Source organism: Streptomyces sp. NBC_00086 (genome assembly GCF_026343255.1).
Classification (GTDB): Bacteria; Actinomycetota; Actinomycetes; order Streptomycetales; family Streptomycetaceae; genus Streptomyces.
In genome coordinates, this window is sequence record NZ_JAPELZ010000003.1 from 96,971 (window position 1) to 116,932 (window position 19,962).

At 71.2% G+C, this 19,962-nt stretch carries 15 protein-coding genes; 9 read left to right on the forward strand and 6 right to left on the reverse strand.

Annotated features, from left to right (window positions below; all coding sequences use genetic code 11):
- Nucleotides 1-19: 19 nt before the first annotated feature.
- The 4 genes from OG276_RS39165 to OG276_RS39180 all read left to right on the forward strand — a co-directional run bounded on the left by OG276_RS39165 (nucleotide 20) and on the right by OG276_RS39180 (nucleotide 6,960).
- Nucleotides 20-3,154, forward strand: a complete 3,135-nt coding sequence (locus OG276_RS39165; protein ID WP_266914333.1) for a beta-ketoacyl synthase N-terminal-like domain-containing protein — start codon at nucleotides 20-22, stop codon at nucleotides 3,152-3,154.
- Between the two features lie 71 nt (nucleotides 3,155-3,225).
- Nucleotides 3,226-4,008 carry an arylamine N-acetyltransferase gene (locus OG276_RS39170; protein WP_266914335.1) on the forward strand — a complete coding sequence of 261 codons (783 nt, stop codon included), beginning with the start codon at nucleotides 3,226-3,228 and terminating at the stop codon, nucleotides 4,006-4,008.
- A 2-nt stretch (nucleotides 4,009-4,010) separates the two neighbouring features.
- Nucleotides 4,011-5,645: a bifunctional 3-(3-hydroxy-phenyl)propionate/3-hydroxycinnamic acid hydroxylase gene (locus OG276_RS39175; RefSeq protein ID WP_266914337.1), complete on the forward strand. Its 1,635-nt coding sequence runs from the start codon at nucleotides 4,011-4,013 to the stop codon at nucleotides 5,643-5,645.
- Between the two features lie 91 nt (nucleotides 5,646-5,736).
- On the forward strand, nucleotides 5,737-6,960 hold the full coding sequence (locus tag OG276_RS39180) for a cytochrome P450 (protein WP_266914339.1): 1,224 nt from the start codon (nucleotides 5,737-5,739) through the stop codon (nucleotides 6,958-6,960).
- A 19-nt stretch (nucleotides 6,961-6,979) separates the two neighbouring features.
- Here the strand turns inward: OG276_RS39180 and OG276_RS39185 are convergent, their stop codons facing one another.
- On the reverse strand, nucleotides 6,980-7,456 hold the full coding sequence (locus OG276_RS39185; RefSeq protein ID WP_266914341.1) for a MarR family winged helix-turn-helix transcriptional regulator: 477 nt from the start codon (nucleotides 7,454-7,456) through the stop codon (nucleotides 6,980-6,982).
- Nucleotides 7,457-7,613: 157 nt separating this feature from the next.
- On the opposite strand from OG276_RS39185, the gene OG276_RS39190 reads away from it, so the two are divergent.
- The 3 genes from OG276_RS39190 to OG276_RS39200 all read left to right on the forward strand — a co-directional run bounded on the left by OG276_RS39190 (nucleotide 7,614) and on the right by OG276_RS39200 (nucleotide 10,241).
- Nucleotides 7,614-9,095: an MFS transporter gene (locus OG276_RS39190; protein ID WP_266914343.1), complete on the forward strand. Its 1,482-nt coding sequence runs from the start codon at nucleotides 7,614-7,616 to the stop codon at nucleotides 9,093-9,095.
- A gap of 115 nt (nucleotides 9,096-9,210) precedes the next feature.
- Entirely contained in the window at nucleotides 9,211-9,648 is a 438-nt protein-coding gene (locus OG276_RS39195) for a DUF6069 family protein (protein WP_266914345.1), read from the forward strand.
- 47 nt (nucleotides 9,649-9,695) lie between these two features.
- A complete protein-coding gene (locus OG276_RS39200; protein WP_266914347.1) occupies nucleotides 9,696-10,241 on the forward strand; it encodes a YceI family protein in 546 nt (181 codons plus the stop codon).
- Between the two features lie 278 nt (nucleotides 10,242-10,519).
- Here OG276_RS39200 and OG276_RS39205 read toward each other — a convergent pair whose 3' ends face one another.
- The 4 genes from OG276_RS39205 to OG276_RS39220 form a co-directional block, all read right to left on the reverse strand.
- Complete coding sequence (locus OG276_RS39205; RefSeq protein ID WP_266914349.1) at nucleotides 10,520-13,267, reverse strand: LuxR family transcriptional regulator; 2,748 nt, start codon at nucleotides 13,265-13,267, stop codon at nucleotides 10,520-10,522.
- Nucleotides 13,268-13,480: 213 nt separating this feature from the next.
- A complete protein-coding gene (locus OG276_RS39210) occupies nucleotides 13,481-14,179 on the reverse strand; it encodes an HAD-IA family hydrolase (RefSeq protein ID WP_266914631.1) in 699 nt (232 codons plus the stop codon).
- A gap of 93 nt (nucleotides 14,180-14,272) precedes the next feature.
- Nucleotides 14,273-15,379: a Gfo/Idh/MocA family protein gene (locus OG276_RS39215; RefSeq protein WP_266914351.1), complete on the reverse strand. Its 1,107-nt coding sequence runs from the start codon at nucleotides 15,377-15,379 to the stop codon at nucleotides 14,273-14,275.
- The gene (locus tag OG276_RS39220) at nucleotides 15,376-16,542 is read right to left on the reverse strand and encodes an aminotransferase class I/II-fold pyridoxal phosphate-dependent enzyme (protein WP_266914353.1); all 1,167 of its coding nucleotides are present in this window, start codon (nucleotides 16,540-16,542) and stop codon (nucleotides 15,376-15,378) included. Before OG276_RS39220 ends, OG276_RS39215 begins: the two co-directional genes overlap by 4 nt.
- 202 nt (nucleotides 16,543-16,744) lie before the next feature.
- On the opposite strand from OG276_RS39220, the gene OG276_RS39225 reads away from it, so the two are divergent.
- Nucleotides 16,745-17,179 (forward strand): type II 3-dehydroquinate dehydratase, encoded by a 435-nt coding sequence (locus OG276_RS39225; RefSeq protein WP_266914355.1) that lies wholly within the window; start codon nucleotides 16,745-16,747, stop codon nucleotides 17,177-17,179.
- Nucleotides 17,180-17,184: 5 nt separating this feature from the next.
- Nucleotides 17,185-17,937, forward strand: coding sequence for a thioesterase II family protein (locus tag OG276_RS39230; protein ID WP_266914357.1), 753 nt, complete (start codon nucleotides 17,185-17,187; stop codon nucleotides 17,935-17,937).
- 56 nt (nucleotides 17,938-17,993) lie between these two features.
- Here the strand turns inward: OG276_RS39230 and OG276_RS39235 are convergent, their stop codons facing one another.
- Nucleotides 17,994-19,805: an acyl-CoA dehydrogenase gene (locus tag OG276_RS39235; protein ID WP_323182428.1), complete on the reverse strand. Its 1,812-nt coding sequence runs from the start codon at nucleotides 19,803-19,805 to the stop codon at nucleotides 17,994-17,996.
- Nucleotides 19,806-19,962: the final 157 nt, after the last annotated feature.

Here is a 19,962-nt window from a genome sequence, read left to right on the forward strand (position 1 = left end):
CGTACCGGGAGAGAAGATCATGACTGTTTCCGACGAAAAGCTCGTCGCCGCCCTGCGCGCGTCCCTCACCGAGAACGAGCGGCTGCGCCAGGAGAACGAGCGCATCACGGGCGCCGCCAACGAGCCCATCGCGATCGTGGCGATGTCCTGCCGGCTGCCCGGCGAGGTCGCCTCGCCCGAGGAGCTGTGGGACCTGGTGTCCGGCGGCCGCGACGCGGTCTCGGCCTTCCCCGCGAACCGGGGCTGGGACCTGGACGACGTCTACCACCCGGTCCCCGGCAACCCGGGCACCACCTACGTGAAGGAAGCCGGGCTCCTGCACGGCGCAGGCGAGTTCGACGCCTCCTTCTTCGGCATCTCCGAGCGCGAGGCGCTCGGCACCGATCCGCAGCAGCGGATCCTCCTGGAGCTGGTCTGGGAGGCCTTCGAGCGGGCCGGCATCGACCCGCAGACCGTCCGCGGCACCGACACCGGCGTGTTCGCCGGCCTCATGTACCACGACTACGCCAACGCGGTGCAGAAGCTCCCCGAGGGAGTCGACGGCTTCCTGGGCCTCGGCAAGTCCGGCAGCGTGTTCTCGGGGCGGGTCTCCTACCTCTACGACCTGACCGGTCCTTCGGTGACCGTCGACACCGCCTGCTCCTCCTCCCTGGTCACCCTCCACATGGCCGTGCAGGCCCTGCGGGGCGGCGAGTGCTCGATGGCGCTGGCCGCAGGCGTGGCCGTCATGGCCACCCCCGACGCGTTCGTCGGGTTCTCCAGCCAGCGCGCCCTCGCCACCGACGGCCGCATCAAGGCCTTCTCCTCCTCCGCCGACGGCACCAACTGGGCCGAGGGCGCCGGAGTCCTGCTGCTGGAGCGGCTTTCGGACGCCCGCCGCAACGGGCACCCGGTGCTCGCGGTGGTCCGTGGCTCCGCCGTCAATCAGGACGGAGCCTCCAACGGGCTCACGGCGCCCAACGGTCCGTCTCAGGAGCGGGTGATCCGCCAGGCACTGGCCAATGCCCGCCTCACCACGGCGGACGTGGACACCGTCGAGGCGCACGGTACGGGCACGGTCCTCGGCGACCCGATCGAGGCCCAGGCCATCCTGGCCACCTACGGGCAGAACCGCGGCGAGCGCGACCCGCTGTGGCTCGGCTCCCTGAAGTCCAACATCGGGCACGCCCAGGCCGCGGCCGGTGTCGCCGGCGTCATCAAGATGGTCATGGCCCTCCAGAACGAGGAGATCCCCAAGACCCTCCACATCGAGCAGCCCAGCCCCGCGGTCGACTGGACCTCGGGCGCCGTCGAGCTGCTCACCGAGGCCCGCCCGTGGCCGCGCCGCGAGGACCGTCCGCGCCGTGCCGGCGTCTCCTCCTTCGGGATCAGCGGCACCAACGCCCACGTGCTCCTCGAAGAGGCCGCGTCCGCCCCCGCGCCCGTTGCCGACGGCACCACCCCGGTGCGCGCCGCCGGCCCGGTGGCCTGGCCGCTCTCCGCCAGGACCGAGGAGGCGCTGCGCGACCAAGCCGGCCGCCTCGACGCCTTCCTCGACTCGGCCCCGGCGGACCTCGACCCGTACGACGTCGGCCACTCCCTCGCACTGACCCGCGGCGCCTTCGACAAGCGCGCCGTGGTCGTCGCCGAAGACCCGGAAACCCTCCGTCAGCAGCTGCGGGCGATCGCCGAGGGCGCGACCGCGGCGACGGCTCCCGGAATCGTCCGCGGCAACCGTGCCAAGGGCAGGCTCGCGGTCCTCTTCACGGGCCAGGGCGCCCAGCGCCCGGGCATGGGCAGGGAACTGTACGAGACGTACCCGGTGTTCGCCGAGGCGTTCGACGCGGTCGCGGCCGAACTGGACAAGCACCTGGCGAAGCCGCTGAAGGAGGTCGTCTTCGAGGCCGCGGACGCGGCCGAGGTGAACCGCACCGAGTTCACCCAGCCCGCGCTGTTCGCGATCGAGACGGCCCTGTACCGCCTGGCGGAATCCCGGGGGGTCCGCCCCCACTTCCTCGCCGGGCATTCCATCGGAGAGTTGGTCGCGGCCCATGTGGCAGGTGTGTGGAGTCTTCCGGATGCGGCGCGCCTTGTGGCGGCTCGTGGCCGTCTGATGCAGGCCCTGCCGGCCGGCGGGGCGATGATCGCGATCCAGGGGACCGAGGAAGAGGTCGTCGCGCGCCTGGTACCGGGCGTCGCCATCGCCGCCGTCAACGGGCCCACCTCGGTGGTGATCTCCGGGACGGCCGCCGCGGCCGACGACGTCAGCACCCACTTCTCACTGCTGGGCCGCCGGGTGAAGCGGCTGCTGGTCAGCCACGCCTTCCACTCGCCCCTGATGGACCCGATGCTCGCGGAGTTCCGAGAGGTCGCGGCCGGGCTGACCTACCACGCACCCGCCATCCCTGTGGTCTCCAACCTCACCGGTGACCTCGCGGCCACCGAAGAACTGACCTCGCCCGACTACTGGGTGCGGCACGTGCGCGAGGCGGTCCGCTTCAAGGACGGCCTGCGCACGCTCCAGAGCCGCGGCGCCACCACCTTCCTGGAGCTCGGGCCCACCGGGGTCCTCTCCGCGATGGGCCCGGGCTGCCTGACCGGCGACACCGACACCACCGCTTTCATCCCCGCCCTGCGGGGCGACATCCCCGAGGCGCAGAGCCTGGTGAGCGCGCTCGGCGGGCTCTTCGCACGGGGCATTTCCATCGACTGGACGGCGCTCTTCCCGGGAGGACGCCGGGTGGACCTCCCGACGTACGCCTTCCAGCGCCGCAACTACTGGCTGGAGGCCGGAACCGTCATGACCGAAACCATCACCGCCCCCGAGACCGCGACCACGGACACCGACGGGGGCGAGCTCGCCAAGCAGGCGCTGCTGAGCCGCCTCGAAGGCCTCTCCGAGGAGGAGCGGCTCACCCTGCTCACCGACCTGGTCGTCGCCGAGGCGGAGACCGCCCGCGCCGAACAGAACACCGACGAGCCCTTCGAGGACGAGCTGGACGAGGAGAGCCCCCTCTTCGAGGTGGGCTTCAACTCCCTGAGCGCGGTCGAGCTGCGCAACCGCCTGGTCGAGACGACCGGCCTGGCCCTCAACCCGATGCTGCTCTTCGACTACCCGACGCCGGGCTACATCGCCGAGTACCTGCTGGAGCTGCTGACGGCCGACGCCGCCTGACCCCGGAAGCCGCCCCCGTCCCCGCGGGCCCCCGCCACCCCGATCACACGCACACCCGAAGGACACGACTGATGTTCGACGCACAGAAGTACCTCGACCGCATCGGCTACACCGGCACCCACGAGCCGAGCGTCGCCAACCTCCACCAGATCCAGAAGCGCCACCTCGTCTCCATCCCCTTCGACAACACCCTGAACGCGGACGCGAACCGCGGGGTCGAGGTCCTCGACGACGTCGAGATCGACGACGACCAGAAGTTCGCCGAGATCGTCGAGGGAACCCGTGGCGGGGTCTGCTACGAACTCAACGGACTCATGCGGCGCCTGCTGACGGACCTCGGCTACGACGTCCGCATCCTGGCTGCCGCCGTGCTCCAGGTGAACGGCAACTTCGGCCCGGACCTGGAGCACATCTTCAACTGCGTGCTCATCGACGGGGAGACGTACCTGGTCGACGTGGGCCTCGCCGGCCCCTCCTTCCTGGAGCCGCTGCGGGTGACGCACGAGGTCCAGACCCAGTACGGGGTCGACTACCGGATCGTTCCCCAGGACGAGGGCTACCAGCTCATCCAGCGCCGTCCGCAGGGCGGCGACTGGAGCCCGCTCTACAAGTTCCTGCTCCAGTACCGCGAGATCAGCGACTGGTCGGGCCTGGTGGAGGAGCTCTCCAAGTTCCCGCTGGAGGAAGTGCTCCTGGGCACCCGCATCCACAGCCGGGCCTTCGAGAACGGGCAGATGGTCCTCATCGGCAAGCGCTACGTCCGGGTGGAGGACGGGCACGAGCAGACGCGCGTGCTCGCCCGGCCGGCCCAGTTCAAGGAGGTCGTCGACCTCGTCCTGAACGGACGTGGCTGACGATGTCCGGTACGACACCGAACGCCACCGCGGCCGCCACCGCCGACGTACTGATCGTCGGGTACGGCCCGGTGGGCCAGCTCCTCGCGCTGCTCATGGCCGACCGCGGCCGCACGGTGACCGTGGTCGAACGCTGGCCGCAGGCCTACCCGATGCCGAGGGCCGTGGCCTTCGACGGGGAGGGCGCCCGCACCCTGACCGCGGCCGGCATCGGCGGGCTCATCGGGAAGATAGGCGAACCCTCGGGCGAATACCTCTGGCAGAACGCCGAGGGCCTCCAACTGCTCCACATCGACGGCTCGGAGCGCAAGCTGGCCGGCTGGCCCGAATCCACCTCCATGTACCAGCCCCTGCTGGAAGAGGAGCTGCAGGCCCGGGGGGCCCGGCTGGAGCAGATCACCGTGCACCGCGGCCACGAGGTGGTCCGGATCGCGCAGCGGCCGGAGTCCGTCGAGGTCACCGCCGTGGACCGGGAGGGCCGCGAGCGGGTCTTCGCCGCGTCCTGGGTGGTCGGCTGCGACGGCGCGAACAGCTTCGTCCGCGGCGAGACCGGCAGCGCCTTCTCCGACCTGGGCTTTTCCCACGACTGGCTGGTGTGCGACGTCGTGCACCACGACGGCCGCGAGTTCACCCCGAACAACCTGCAGATCTGCGACCCCGCCCGGCCGCGCACCTCGGTGTCGGCCGGACCCGGAAACCGGCGCTACGAGTTCATGCGCACCGCCGGCGAGACCATCGAGGGGCTCAACACCGAAGAGAGCTCGTGGCGGCTCCTCGAACTCTTCGGGGTGAGCCCGGAGAACTCGACCCTGCGCCGCCATCACGTCTACAGCTTCAAGGCGGGCTGCGCGGAGCAGTGGCACCGGGGCCGTCTGGTGCTCGCGGGCGACGCCGCGCACATCATGCCCCCGTTCGCGGGCCAGGGCATGTCGTCCGGCTTCCGCGACGCGGGCGCCCTCGCCTGGCGGCTCGACGCCCTGCTCGCGGGCCGGGCGGGCACCGAACTGCTCGACGACTACCAGGACGAGCGCCGCACCCACGTCAAGCACGCCATCACGATGTCGGTCAACCTCGGCCGGATCATCTGCCAGACGGATCCGAAGGCGGCTGCCGACCGGGACCTGGTGCTGCGCGCGGCGGCCGAGCGGGCCGCGGCCGGCGGCGCGGGCCCGCAGCAGCGCTCCCCGCTGCAGCCGCTGACCAAGGGCTTCCTGCGACGCGGGGCCAACGGCAAGCCGGCCAAGCCGGCCGGCGCGCTGTCCCCCCAGGCACCGGTGGCACGGGCGGGGGAGACGGGCCTGTTCGACAGCGTGGTCGGACTGGGCTTCGTACTCCTGACCTCGCTGGATCCCGCGGGCCTGCTGGACGAGGCGGAGGCCGGCTTCCTCGCCGACCTGGGGGCGCACGTGGTGCGCGTGCTGCCCAGCGGTACGGATCCCGCGGCGGCGGGGGCGTCGGACGTGGTCGACGTCGACGACGTCTACCTGCCCTTCCTCGCCGTGGCGAAGGCCGACACCGTGCTGATCCGGCCCGACTTCTACGTGTACGGGGCGGCAACCGGCCGCGCCGACGCCAACGCGCTCGTCGGCGAGGTGCGGGCCGCGCTGTCCGGAGCACGGGTTCCGGTTACCGCGTGATTCCCGGGCAATAGCCGGCCGTCCGTAGCGTTGAGATTCGCGATTCCGGCGGGTCGCGGAACTAGGACCGAGGATCCATGAGGAGTTTGTCATGACCGAAGTGCTGCCCCCTGTGCAGGCACTGCCCCTGACGCGTACCAGCCGCTTCGACCCGGCGGACGATCTCAAGGAGCTGCGCGAGCAGAGCCCGGTGCGCCGTTTCGACTACCCGGACGGACACCAGGGGTGGCTCGTCACCGGCCATGCCGCGGCGCGCGCGGTGTTCGCGGACCCCCGCTTCAGTTCCCGGCGGGAACTGCAGCACTTCCCCATCCCGCACCCGTTCATGAACGAGAAGATGGCCCCGGCCGAGCCGGGTTCCTTCCCCGAGATGGACGCTCCGGAGCACACCCGCTATCGCAAGCTGCTCCAGGGCGAGTTCACCGCGCGCAAGCTGGCCAAGCTCACCCCGCGGATCGAGCGGATGGTCGAGGACCACCTCGACGCGATGGAGCAGGCCGGCCCGCCGGTCGACTTCGTCCAGGCCTTCTCGCTGGCGATCCCGTCGCTGGTGATCTGCGAGCTGCTCGGTGTCCCGTACGAGGACCGCGCGCAGTTCCAGCAGCGGGCCCTGGTCATGGTCAACATGGACTCGACGCCCGAGCAGACGATGGAGGCCCTGGGCCTCTTCCGCGAGTTCGTGCACGAGCTGGTGCTGGCCAAGCGGGCCGAGCCCACGGACGACCTGCTCGGGAACCTGGCGTCCGGCAGCGACCTGACCGACGAGGAACTGACCACGATCGGACTGAGCCTGCTCTTCGCCGGTCACGGTCTCACCGGCAACATGCTGGGCCTGGGCACCTTCGCCCTGCTCGACCACCCGGACCAGCTCGACGCCCTGCTCGCCGACCCGGGCCTGATCGACAACGCGGTCGAGGAGCTGCTGCGGTTCCTGACCATCATCCACATCGGCCCCACCCGCACGGCGCTGGAGGACATAGAGCTGGAGGGCGTCCTCATCAAGGAGGGCGAGACGGTCACGCTGAACCTGCCCTCGGCCAACCGTGACCCGGAGCGCTTCGAGCAGCCCGACGTGCTCGACTTCAAGCGCCCGGGCGCGCGCGCCCACGTGTCGCTGGGCCACGGCCTGCACCAGTGCCTGGGCGCCGAGCTGGCGCGCGTGCAGATGCGCATCGCCTACCCGGCGCTGTTCCGGCGCTTCCCCGACCTGCGGCTCGCCGTGGCCGCGGACGAGGTGCCGATGCGCGACCGGATGGCGTTCTACGGCGTGCACAAGCTGCCCGTGGAGTGGGGCACCGCCACGCCGGCGCAGTGAGCACCGGCCGTCGCTCGGTCTAGGAGGCCGAGCGACGGCGCGGCGGCTGCGCGCACTGCACGAAGGTCGCCAGCCGCCCCTCCACGAGCAGGGTCAGGGCCTCCACGAACGACTCCCGCAGCCCCTCGGGCAGCGCGGAGAGCACGCTCTCGTGCGTCCGTTCGACGATCTCGTCGGACTGGGCGACCAGGGCCCGGCCCTTCTCGGTGACCCCGATGATCCTGGCCCGCCGGTCCACCGGGGAGGGCGTGCGTTCCGCGAGGCCCTCCTTCTCCAGCTTGTCGGTGATCACCACCATGGTGGTCTTGTCCAGGCCGATCGCGTCCGCGATCTGGCTCTGGGTGAACTCTCCCTCCAGAGCCTGGTGCAACACGCAGTGCGCGCGCGGCGTCACCCCTACTTCAGCGAGGTTCGCCGTCATCTCGGTCGCCAGTGAATGGCTGGCCCAGGAGAGCAGGAAGCTGAGGTCCGTGGTGGGCGTGGTGGTCGTCTTCATGGGTCGAGTGTAACCAATCTACTTCCGTACCAGAACATTTCCGACCGGAACTATCTGTAGCGTCCAGTCTCGAAACTTAAGATTCTGAATCTGATAGTGAAGAACGGAACTATGCGGTACGGTCCTATCAAGTGCTTGAGCCCAGGAGGCGAACCCCATGTCCGTGCCCGTCCTCGAGTCCCCCAGAGCGCGCTGGCTCGCGTTCTCGGTGCTCTGTTCCATGCAGCTGATGATCGTGGTCGACATCAGCATCGTGACCGTGGCGCTGCGCTCCATCCAGAGCGACCTGGGGTTCGACCAGGCCCACCTGGCCTGGGTCACCAACGCCTACACCGTCGGCTTCGGCGGCCTGCTGCTCCTGTCGGGCCGGCTCGGTGACCTCATCGGCCGCAAGCGCCTGTTCATCAGCGGTGTCAGCCTCTTCACCCTCGCCTCGGCGGCCTGCGGCCTGTCCGGGACGCAGGAGATGCTGATCGCGATGCGCTTCGTGCAGGGCGCCGGCGCGGCCATGGCCTACGCCGTGGTCATGGGGATCGTCTTCATGATCTTCCGGGACGACCCGCGGCAAATGGGCAAGGCCATGGGCGCCATCGGCTTCGCCGCCGCGGGCGGTGCCTCCATCGGCATCCTGATCAGCGGCCTGCTCACCCACGGGGCGAGCTGGCACTGGGTCTTCTACGTCAACGTCCCGATCGGCGCGGCCGCGGCGGTGCTCGCCGCACGCCTGATCCCCGACGACAAGGGCCCGGGCCTGGGCTCCGGCGTCGACCTCCTGGGCGCGGCCCTGGTGACCACCGGCATGATGCTGGGCGTCTACACCCTTGCCACGGGCTCCGAGAACGGCTGGGGCTCCGCCCACACGCTCGGCTTCGGCCTCGGCGCGATCGTGCTGCTCGTGGCCTTCGTCGTACGCCAGGCCACGGCCAAGGTGCCGCTGCTGCCGCTGTCCCTCTTCCGCTCCCGCAACCTGTCGGGCGCCAACCTGATCCACCTGCTGCTGGTCGCGGCGACGATCTCCTTCAACATCATGATCGCGCTCTACCTCCAGCAGGTCGTCGGCTACTCGGTGCTGGTCACCAGCTTCGCCTTCGTGCCGCTGGCCCTCATCGGCGGATTCTCCTCGCTCGCCCTGTCCCAGCGGCTGAACATGCGCTTCGGTGCCCGCAACGTCCTGGTCGTGAGCCTGCTCGGAGTGGCGGCCGCCCTGCTGCTGGCCGCACGCGTCCCCGAAGACCCCACGTACGTGCTGGACCTGCTGCCCGTGATGCTGGTCCTCGGCTTCTCCGGCGGCCTGGCCATGCCGGCGGTGATGATGCTGTCGATGTCCGTGCAGGACCCGCGGGACGCGGGTGCCGCCTCCGGTCTCTCCGGTACCTCCGGCATGATCGGCGACTCCCTCGGCATCGCGGCCATGACGGCGATCGCCGCCTCTTACGCCGCTGGTGCCCTCGCCGACGGCGAAAGCGCCGCCTCGGCGGCGACCGGCGGCTTCCAGCTCGTCTTCGGCATCGCCGCCGGCCTGGTCCTGGTGGCCGCGGCGGTCGGCTGGTTCGTCCTTCCGGCCGCACAGCCGATGCCGATGGGCGAAGGAGCCCCTTCCGGCCCGCCCCAGCACGAACCCGAGGCCGTGGCCTCCTGACGGGCCGGTACCTCAGACCACGCGTACTCCCCGTACTCCCCGTACTTCCGTCTCTTCCCTTCCCCCTCCGGGCCGGCGCAGCGCCGGCCCGGAGCACCTTCCCCAAGGAGCTCCCGTGACCACGGACACCCGCTTCGCCGGTACCGCCGCCACCTCCACCACCCCCCTCTGGCGCCCCCGGCTCCTGACCGTCGTCGGGGCAGCGGTCGGCGCCGCCGTCCTCTTCTTCATCGGCAAGGCCGCTGACGTCGCCCTCACCGTGGACCAGAACGACGGCAAGGGAGCGGTCGACCTCACCATCGGCAACGTCATCGGCTTCGCCGCGGGCGCCGCCCTGCTCGGCTGGGCCCTGCTGGCCCTGCTGGAGAAGTTCGCCCCGGCCAAGTCCAAGAAGATCTGGACCATCGTCGCCTCCGTGGTGCTCGTCGTCTCCTTGGGCCTGCCCTTCGGCGTGGAGACCACCAGCGGTACGAAGGTCATCCTGGCGCTCACGCACCTGACCGTCGGCCTCGTGGTCATCCTCGGCCTGCGCCGCAACGCCAAGTCCGCCTGACCCCTTCGCCCCCGCCTTACGCCGCCCACTCTCCCCGAGGAAGCATCATGACCACGCAGGAACTTCAGCTCCCCGGCTACCTCACCGGCACCTGGGACATCGACCCCGGCCACTCCGCCGTCGCCTTCTCGGTACGGCACCTGGGCATCTCCAACGTCCGAGGCCGCTTCAACTCCTTCACGGGCCAGATCGTGACGGCCGAGAACCCGCTCGACTCGACGGTCTCCGTGACGATCGAGGCCGGCTCGGTCAGCACCGACCACGAGATGCGCGACGGGCACCTGAAGGGCGAGGAGTTCCTGCACGTCCAGGAGTTCCCCCAGCTCACCTACCGCTCCACCGGCATCCGCGTCGAGTCCGGCGAGTTCCTCGTCGACGGCGAACTCAGCCTGCGCGGCGTCACCCAGCCGGTGACCCTCAAGCTGGAGCCCAACGGCTTCGCCGAGGGCTACGAGGGCATCAAGCTCGCCGGCTACTCCGCGAGCGTCGAGATCAGCCGCAAGGCCTTCGGCGTGCACGGCGGCCCGGCCGGCGCCGGCATCGGCGACAAGATCAAGATCCAGATCGACATCGAGGCGGCGCGCCAGCGCTGACCTCCCCCGTTCCACGTGTCCGGCACGGGGCACACTCCCCCGTTGGCCCGTGCCGGACACGTGCACGTCTGCAGCGGGAAAGGGCCGCCCGGCCCGCGGAACGGCGAAAGCCACCGCGGGCCGGGCGGCCCTCTTCGTGTTCGCCGGCTCCGGTGCCCGGCCCGGGGTACCGGAGCCGGCCTGGGCCCGGCTCCGGTGTCCGCTCCGCAGTCCGCGCTCCACGTGCCGAGGTCCCGACGCCGCTCGGCGTCGGGACCTCGGCACGTGCACGCGGTGACTCAGCCCGCCCGGGAGGCGTTGGGCCACAGGTCCGAGGGCAGGTCCTGACGCCGCTGGATGTTCAGCTTCCGGTACACCCGGGTCAGGTGCTGCTCCACCGTGCTGGGGGTGACGTACAGCTTCGAGGCGATCTCCCGGTTGGTGTACCCCATGACCGCCAGCGAGGCCACCCGGCGCTCGGATCCGGTCAGTTCGCAGAACTCCTGCGGCGGCTCCTGCCCCACGGCCATCCGCGGCTGGTCCTGGACCTCGGAGCCGGACAGCAGTTCCCGCACCATCGGCCCCGCCCCGCAGGCCTTCGCCACGTGCAGGCTCTGCCGGGACAGCATCCGCGCCCTGCGGTGCTCACCGAGCGCGTAGTACGTCCGGCTCATGTCGGCCAGCACCCTGGCCTGCTCGAAGCGGTCGCCCGCCGACTCCAGCAGCTCCTGCGCCTCGATCAGCAGTTGCAGACCGCGGCCCGGCGGGCACGTCGCGGCGTACAGGCGCAGCGACATGCCCCGGGTACGGGAGCTGCCGCCGGTCGGGCGCGCGAGCTGCTCGTGCACCAGTTGCTTGGCCCGGTCCGGATTGCCCAGCCTGATGCAGGCCTCCGCCGCACCGGCGCGCCACGGCACCGGGCCGGGCGCGTCCATGCCCCAACTGCGCTGGAGCTCACCGCAGGACAGGAAGTCCCCGAGCGCCGCGTGGACGTGGTTCGTGGCCAGGTGGTGGATTCCGCGGGCCTGCAGGAACGGCAGGCCGAACCAGCTCTGGTACATCGCCGCCGGCACGGGCTGGGACAGCCAGCGGGAGGCCTCCTCGTACTGGCCCATCCGCGTCGTCGCGACGACGAGGGTGGCGAGCGGCATTCCGATGGCCACGCCCCAGGACTTGGCGGGCAGCAGCGCGAGTGCGGCGCCGGCCCGCTCCACGGCCGACTCCAAGTCACCCTGGCGCACCGCCACCTCGGCCCGTACGGCCGTGAAGACGGCCTGCCAGGTCGGGGCGGAGCGGTCCGCGGCATCGCTCATCAGCCGCTCGCACCAGTCCGCGGCGAGGTCGGCCCGGTCGAAGTGCAGCAGGGTCAGCGCCGCGAGCATCGCGGACTCGCCGGTCCAGCACGCGGTACGGCTCAACTGGAGGTCCCACAGCACCTGCTCGGCCCGGTCGGCCGCGCCCGGCCGCTCCCGCGCCAGCTGGTCGGCGAGGGCCGCGGCCCGGCCCAGCCACGGCTCGCTGCGCAGCGCCACGATCGTGCCGCCGCCGCCCGCCGTACCGGGACGGCGGGAGCCCGCACCCGCGGTGCCCACGGGGCGGGCGAGCGGCGGATGGGCCCAGGACAGCCACTGTTCGAGATCGGCCAGCTCGGAACCGGGGGCTCTCACCGGGTCCGCGGAAGCGTCCCGCATGCGGTCCAGTACCGACGAAGCCTCCTCGGTGCGGCCGTTCCAGAGCAACAGCCGGACAAGGAGGGCCGATTCGCGGAACTTCAGATGGCCCGCGCGGTCCGCGGTGACCAGGGGGCCGAGGTGCCGGGCGGCCGCGCCCGGATCGGACTGGAAGTCGGTGTGGGCGAGCCGGGCGAGCACCTCGGCGCGCTCGGTCAGGTCCCCGCTGGACCGCTCGGCCAGCTCCAGGCAGGCGGCGGCGTCCTCCGGATGGTCGGCGAGCAGCTCGTGCTCGGCGGCCTCCACCAGGGTCTGCACCGCCCACGGGCCGTCGGCCCGTCCCACGGCCCGAAGATGGCGGGCCACCCGTACCGGCTCCGCGCCCGCGTCGTAGAGCAGGCGGGCCGCACGGCCGTGCAGCGAGGAGTGCTCGCGCGGCGCGAGGTCGTCCAGGACGGCCTGGCGTGCACCCGGGTGGCGGAAACCGCCGTCCTCGGCGAGCAGTCCGGCGGCCGCCATCGCGCGCGACACGGCCGTGACATCGGTGCCGGAGAGCGCGGCGAGGCCGCTCTCGGTGGTGTCCGTGTCCAGTACGGCCAGGGCGCGGGCCAGAGCGAGGGTGCCGGGGTCGCCGCGGTGCAGGCAGCTCAGCAGGGCGAGCCCGTAGCTGCGCGAGGCGTCCGGTCCGCCGTCGGGGCCGGCCCAGTCGTCGGCGAGGGCGCCGAGCAGCAACGGGCTGCCACCGGTGGCGGCGTGCAGCTCGCCGGCCAGGCGGCGGGCCGTCTCGGCTCCCAGCCGTTCGGTGAGGAACTCGGTGACCCCGGCCTCGCTGAGCGGGGCGATCCTGATCCGGGAGAGGTGGGGCTGGCGCAGCAGTTCGGCCCGCAGGGGCAGGTTCGCCGACGGGAAGTCGCAGTTGTCGACCAGCAGGACGACCACCCGGGCCGACCGCAGCCGGCGGGAGAGGTGCAGCAGGACGCGCAGGGAATCGGCATCGATGTGCTGCGCGTCGTCGACGGCGAGCAGCAGCGGCTCCTCGGCGGCCCGGTCCAACAGTGCGGCGCACAGGTCGTCCATGGACCGGGTCTCCAGGTGTCCGGAACCGGCCGCCGGCAGCTCCGGGCCGCCCGCGGGCAGCCCGGCGTAGCGGAAGAGCTGGTTCAGGGCACCGAATGCGAGATTCTCTTCGGAGCGGGAGCAGATGGCGTGCAGCACCCGGAAACCGACGGCCTCGGCCCGGTCGGCGAAGACGTGCAGGAGCTCCGTCTTGCCCGCGCCGGACGGGCTTTCCAGAAGGACCATCCGGCCCTTCCCGGCCAGCGCGGCCTCCGTGATCTGACGTAGACGCCCGAGATGTTCCTCGCGTTCCACAAGCATGGATGAGTCCCCCAGAGATGGTTGCCCGGTCTACGGGCGCCAGGCAACTATCCGGTCGAGCGTGCCACCGGCCGGGAATCGGCCGGCCACTCCCACGCCACAGGCCCGGACCGCGGAGGGAGCGCGGACCGGGCCTGTGGGGGACTCGGGGACGGCGGCACCGGGCAGGGGGTGGTGGGGGGACCAGGTGCCGCGGCGGGGGAGGGCGAGGGATCAGACGCTCACGCTGCGGGCGCTGGTCACGGCCGGGCAGAGCTCCAGGAGTTCGTCCGGGTGGCCGAGAACCGCGTCCGGGGCCGAGGCGATGAGTTCCGCGGCGTCCGACTCGCCCCACAGGGCCGCCACCGCGGTCACGCCCGCGCCGTGCGCCGCTGCTATGTCGGTCACCGCGTCACCCACCATCAGGGCGTTCTCGGCGCGTGCGCCGAGCAGGTCGAGGGCGTGGAGCACGATGTCGGGTGCGGGCTTGGCGTGTTCGACCTCGTCGGAACCGATGACGTGGTCGAACAGGTGGATCACGCCCAGCATGCTCAGCAGGTGCCGGGCCCGGTCACCGGCCTTGCCGGTCGCGATCGCGGTACGGAACCCGCGCTCGCGCAGTTCCTCGAGGACCGGGACGACCCCGTCGAACAGCGGGACCCGGCCGGCCAGCCGATAGCTCTCGCGGACGAAGGGGCCCTCCATCGCGAGCGGCAGCCCCATGATCTTCATGATGTCGGGAAAATATCGCCCGAGGTGGCGCTCGTACTCCTCGAACGGTGCTTTGCCGCCGCCCACGACCTCGGCGTACGCGATCGAGAACGCCTCCCGCATGACGGGGAAGCTGTCCACGATCACGCCGTCGAGATCGAAGACGACCACGTTCTTGTGATGCCGGAACGCGGCGTTGCGCGGCGCGGGACCGCCGGCGATACCGGCTGTATCAGTGTTCACGGGGATCTCCCAGAAGACTCTGTGTGTGGTTCGAAGCGGTCCTGCGCAGAAGTACGAGGACCCGGGGCGCGTTCAGACGCCCGCGCCGGCCGCCGCGCGCTCCGAGGTGCGGAGCGGGCGCGCGGATCTGTAGATGCGCTCGATGACGGCGATGGTGCGCCGGGTGTCCTCGACCGCTCTGCCCCGGGCGGACGGATCCGCGAGCAGAGCGGGAATGGCGTCGAGCTGGCGGTCGTACTCCGCCCCGATCGGTTCCGCGTCGAAGGCGACCGGCACGGTGTGCCCGGCCCGGGTCAAGGTCAGCTCGGACCCGCCCGCACGGTTCGGGCTGAACCCGAAGGTGCACCTCAGGGACGCCGTACCCCTGCTGCCGTCCACGGTGACCACCGTCTGGTCCAGTGCTTCGTGCGAAGCCCAACTGGCGCGCAGAGCAACCGAGATGCCGCTCGTCGTGACCAGGAAGCCGCGCGCGGTGTCCTCGACGTCGGCGCTGCCGCCGGACCGCGGGTCCGGCGCGTCGTGCCGCCACGTCGTACCGTGCGTGGCGGCCTCGATGAAGTCGCCGGAGACGGTCCCGACGGCGTGCTCGTACGCCACCGGGCCGATCAGCGGTGAGACCGTGTCCAGCAGGTGCCACCCCAGGTCGACCAGCGCGCCGCCGCCGGAGAGGCTGCTCTGGGTGAACCAGCCGCCCGCGTCGGGAACGCCCTTGGACCGCACCCACGCGATGTCGATGTGCCGGATCCGGCCGACCTCGCGCTCCGCCGTCTCCCGCAGGGCCGTCACGTCCGCGCGGTAGCGCGCCGCGCTGCCGGCCAGCAGCAGCGCGCCACCCTCGAGCTCGGCGGCCGCCAGCTCCCGCGCCTCGTCGGAGTTGAGGCACACCGGCTTCTCCAGGAAGACCGGCACGCCCCGGCGCAGCAGCCTGCACGCGACCGTGCTGTGCAGATGGTTCGGTACGGCGACCACGGCCAGGTCGACCAGGTCCCGGTCCAGCTCGTCGACGTCGGCCAGGGCCAGTACGCCGGGGCCGATGGCCGCGGCGGTCTCCTGCGCGACGGGGGAGGGGTCCACCACCGCGGCCACCGTGTAGCCGGGGTGGGCGGCCAGGCGGGACAGCCAGATCGACCGGCCCGCCCAGCCCAGGCCCACCACGGCCACCCGGACCGGGGAGGTCACAGTGCGGCCAGGGTGTCGGAGATGATGTCCGCGATCTCGCTCATCTGCTCCTGGGTGCCCAGCAGGGTCCGGTGGTGCAGCCAGATGGCGTCCGCGTACACGGCCTCGGTGTTGGGGCAGCGGGCCGCGATCTGGTCGACGGTCTCGCCCGGGGCGCCGGTCTCCCAGAAACCGTCCGAGCGGTAGATCGCGCGGAACGCGGCGAAGGCCGGCAGCCCGCGCTCGATGAGGGCGTCGACGACCTGGTTGCGGCGCTCGGCGGAGAAGCCGGGAAGCCGGAACATCGCCATGTAGTGCGGGTTGCGGGTGACGCGCGCGTCGATGACCTGGGGCTTGACGCCCGGGATCTCGGACAGCAGCTGCGAGAGCACCGGCCAGTTGCGCTCGCGGGTGTCGATCTGCCCGCCCAGGCGCGCGAGCTGGGCGCGCAGCACCCCGGCGGAGAACTCGTTCATCCGGAAGTTGGAGCCCGAGGTCTTGTGGAAGTAGTAGCGATCGCTGTGGGGGCGTCCGCAGCTGTGCCGCAGGAACGCGGCCTCGAACTGCTCGGCGTTGTTGAAGGTGACCAGGCCGCCCTCGCCGGCGGTCATCAGCTTGCCGTTCTGGAAGCTGAAGGCCGCCACCGAACCGAGCTCGCCGACCTTCTTGCCGTCCCACTCGGCGCCGTGGCCGTGCGCGGCGTCCTGGATCAGCGGCACTCCGGAGTCGGCGGACAGCTTGCCGAGCGCGTCCATGTCGGCGATCTGGCCGGCCATGTGCACGGGCATGATCGCCGCGGTGCGGGAGGTGATCGCGGCGGCGGCCGCGGCCGGGTCGATGTTGTAGGTGTCCGGGTCGATGTCCACCGGTACCGCCACGGCACCCAGCCGCTGGGCGGCCTGGGACGAGGAGATGAAGGTGAACCCGGGGACGATGACCTCGGTGCCCGGGCCGACACCCAGCACCTGGAGGGCGAGCTCCAGGGCGTGCGTGCCGTTCGTCACCGCGAGCGCGTACTCCGTGCCGTGATACGCGCCGAACTCGCTCTCGAACGTGGTGACCTCGCTGCCGCCCATGCGCCACCACTGGCCCTGTTCCAGGGCGCGGATGAGACCTTCTCGCTCCTCGTCCCCGAATTGGGGCCACACGGGAAATTCGGGGCGCGGTCGGGAAAGCTGACTCATTTTTTTCTGCTCCCTTTGGGTCAAACGATGCAGCGAAAACCTACTGCGTGGGAGCAGCGCTAGTCATCCCCCTATTTCCTCCCCTACAGCCCCCTTGTCATAGCCTTCGGGCCGGGTGAATTAAGGACCGTCGGGGGCCTGGTGTTATAGCTTGACCGCGGCGAAGACGAGCCGTGGTCAAGACTTCCACTGTGGGGACAACATGAGTGAGCTGCTGCTTCTGAACGGTCCGAACCTGGGCATACTCGGCCGGCGTGAGCCCGAGATCTACGGGACGGAAACGCTCGACGACATAGCGGCGGCCGTCGCGGACGAGGTGTCGGAGCGCGGTTGGAAAGTGAAGTCATTCCAGTCCGACTCGGAGGGCGAAATCATCCGGGCAATCCAGGACAGCTATGACACGGTCGGCGCGATCGTCAACCCCGGTGCACTCATGATTGCGGGCTGGAGCCTGCGCGATGCTCTCGCCAATTACCCGAATCCGTGGATCGAGGTGCATATCTCGAATATCTGGGCCCGGGAATCCTTCCGCCACGAATCCGTGATAGCCCCGCTCGCGACCGGACTCATCGCGGGCCTCGGCCCCGCCGGCTACCGCCTCGCGGCCCGCGCCCTGCTCCACGAGACGGCGGCCTGATCCGGATGACCCACGACGACACCTGGATCCGGCGCCTGCGGCCGGCCCCCGAGGCGCCCGTCCAGTTGGTCTGCCTGCCGCACGCCGGCGGCTCGGCGGCCTTCTACCACCCCGTTGCCAAGGCCCTCGCCCCCGACGTGGACGTCCTCGCGGTTCAGTACCCCGGCCGGCAGGACCGGCACCGGGAACCCGGCCTCACCAGCCTGACCGAACTCGCCGACAGGGTGGCGGACGCGCTCTCCCCGTGGGCGGAGCGCCCCCTCGTCCTCTTCGGTCACAGCATGGGCGCGCTCCTCGGCTACGAGGTCGCCACCCGGCTGGAGGCCGCGGGAACCGCCCCCCTGGCCCTGTTCGCCTCCGCCCGCCGGGCCCCGTCCACCCACCGCGAGGAGTCCGTCCACCTGCGCACCGACGAAGGCGTCGTGGACGAACTGCGGTTGCTGGGCGGCGTCGAGCCCGTGTTCCTGGAGGACCCGGAGCTCCGCAGCCTGATCCTGCCCGCCGTACGCAGCGACTACGAGGCCATCGAGACGTACCGGCACACCGCGCGTCCCCCGCTGGGCATCCCGGTCACGGTGCTCACCGGCGACGGCGACCCCCAGGTCACCGCAGAAGAGGCCGCCGCCTGGTCCGCACACACCACCGGCCCGTTCGCCCTGCGCACCTTCGAGGGCGGCCACTTCTACCTCACCGATCACTTCTCCGAAGTGCTGTCCCTCCTGCGCACGGTCTTGGACCCGTCTCCTTCCCTCCGCTGACCCCACCGCGCGCCGCGAGCAGCGAGTCGGCGGCGCGACTCGCGGCGGCGGGCGGGTCAGGAGGTGGCGCCCTCCAGGTAGTGGTCGAGGTAGTCCGCGTTGGCGATGGGCACCTCGGCGAGGAACTCGTCCGGCAGGTCGAAGGCGTTCACCAGCGTCATCATGTGCGGGGCGAGCTTCGTGAGGACGGCGTCGATCGTCTGGTGCATCCCGAGCACGTGCTGCACCGTCAGCCGCTGCTCCGCGAGCAGGTCACCGGTGTGCTGGCGCAGCTGCTGGAGCAGGAACAGCCGGCACAGGTTCTTGAGCAGCTCGCGGGCCGCGGGATCGGTCGTCCGCCCGGCCGCTTCCAGGAAGGCGTCGGCCGCCAGCCGGCCCGCATGGGCGGAGACCATCTCCAGCGCGGCGCCGGAGGACTCGTTCCAGCGGCCGACCGGGTCCCCCGAGGGCCCCTGGCGCAGTGCGGTACGGGCGCGTGCCTGCCAGGTCCCTTCGACGGAGGCGAGCAGGTCGCGCAGGAAGCGGAGGTCCGTCAAATCCCCTTCGCCGGCCGGACGGGTGTCCGAGCCGCCGCGGTCCACCTGGTGCCCGAAGACCATCTCGGCCGCGGCCTTCACCCAGATCACCAGGTTGTCGCCCTCCGCGGTGATCCCGCCCTCGATGTTCCCGGGCAGGTCCGAGATCCTGTTCCCCGGGAACAGGCCCTGGGCCCCGCACCGTTCGCGGGACTCCGTCGTGATCTCCCGGGCCCGCCACGTGATCCAGCCCTTGGCGACGGCGACCAGGCGCTCCACCTCCTCGCGCTCCCCTTCCTCGTGCGCGACGAAGCGGTCCATGACCGACCGGTGCAGGAAGGTCATGGCGTAGGCGTTCGCCAGGGAGTTCAGCAGGCGGCCGTGGTGGCTGCGGTGGCTGACCAGCGGGATGCGCTGGCCGGGCTTCGGGCCGCCGATGTGCCGGTGGTGGGCGTAGCGAACCGCGATGGTCAGCGCGGCCCGTGCCATGCCCAGGGTGCCGGCGCTCATGCAGAGCTTGCCCGTGGTGACGCGGTTGACGGAGCGCAGGAAGCGCTTGCGCCGGTTGCCCAGGGCACTGGTCAGCGTGCCGTTCGCGTCCAGCCGGCCGTGGTCGGCCTCCAGCATGGCCTCGCGCGGCAGCCACACGTGGTCGAACGAGGTGAGGCAGTGGTCGACCGGCGTGCCCGTGCGCTGCGGCAGTTGGCGGACGGAGATCCCGGGCAGGTGTCCGTCGCGGTCGCTCAGCGGGGTCAGGAACAGGAAGATGCCCTGGTCCTCGCCGTCCACCAGGAGCCGCGCGGCCACCACGGCGCTCTTCGGGCCACCGATGAGGCTGGTGTTGGGCATGAACTTCCGCGCACCGGGATGGGGCGTGTTCAGGATGAAACCGCCGGTCGCCCGGTCGAAGACGGCGACGGTCTGCAGTGAGGCGACGTCGTTCCCGTGGGCCAGCTCGGTGCACAGGAACGTTCCGATGCGCTGCATCGAGGTGAAGTCGGACAGGTCCCGCCCGTAGAGGTCGTGGTCGAGCAGGCTCCCCATGAACAGGTTGTAGTGGATGCTGGCCAGGGTGCACAGGCCGCCGTCGACGAACCCGGCCCACTCGTGGAGCCCGGCCAGCAGGCGGGCGTCGTGCGTCAGTGCCGCCGGATCGTCGACCGTGCTGTTGACCAGCCGCAGGCGGTCGTAGGAAACCGCCATCCGTTCGTCCGCGGTCTGGTCCGGAAGGTACGAAAAGAGCTTGCCGGCGAGGAGTCCCCGCCAGCCCGTGTGGATCCGCTCGCGATCGGCACGGTCGAAGAGCTGATGGGTCAGCTCCTGGGTGACGGACCTGGGGCCGGGTCGGGTCAAACCCGGCTGAACAGGCAGAACACCCATCTGAGCGGTGCGTCGGTCGGAACCGCCGCCCCCGCTTCTTCTGATGGTTTCCTCGTACTCAAGCGTCAGTGCGAACATCGGACCATCCCCCGTTAGGAACCGAAGTACAGGTTGCGCAGGGGCAAAGATA

Bases quoted from the DNA above. Each gene is read 5' to 3' on its own strand.
- OG276_RS39165 (WP_266914333.1), top strand. From the start codon at position 20: ATGACTGTTTCCGACGAAAAGCTCGTCGCCGCCCTGCGCGCGTCCCTC.
- OG276_RS39170 (WP_266914335.1), top strand. From the start codon at position 3,226: ATGTTCGACGCACAGAAGTACCTCGACCGCATCGGCTACACCGGCACC.
- OG276_RS39175 (WP_266914337.1), top strand. From the start codon at position 4,011: ATGTCCGGTACGACACCGAACGCCACCGCGGCCGCCACCGCCGACGTA.
- OG276_RS39180 (WP_266914339.1), top strand. From the start codon at position 5,737: ATGACCGAAGTGCTGCCCCCTGTGCAGGCACTGCCCCTGACGCGTACC.
- OG276_RS39185 (WP_266914341.1), bottom strand. From the start codon at position 7,456: ATGAAGACGACCACCACGCCCACCACGGACCTCAGCTTCCTGCTCTCC.
- OG276_RS39190 (WP_266914343.1), top strand. From the start codon at position 7,614: ATGTCCGTGCCCGTCCTCGAGTCCCCCAGAGCGCGCTGGCTCGCGTTC.
- OG276_RS39200 (WP_266914347.1), top strand. From the start codon at position 9,696: ATGACCACGCAGGAACTTCAGCTCCCCGGCTACCTCACCGGCACCTGG.
- OG276_RS39205 (WP_266914349.1), bottom strand. From the start codon at position 13,267: ATGCTTGTGGAACGCGAGGAACATCTCGGGCGTCTACGTCAGATCACG.
- OG276_RS39220 (WP_266914353.1), bottom strand. From the start codon at position 16,542: ATGAGTCAGCTTTCCCGACCGCGCCCCGAATTTCCCGTGTGGCCCCAA.
- OG276_RS39225 (WP_266914355.1), top strand. From the start codon at position 16,745: ATGAGTGAGCTGCTGCTTCTGAACGGTCCGAACCTGGGCATACTCGGC.
- OG276_RS39230 (WP_266914357.1), top strand. From the start codon at position 17,185: ATGACCCACGACGACACCTGGATCCGGCGCCTGCGGCCGGCCCCCGAG.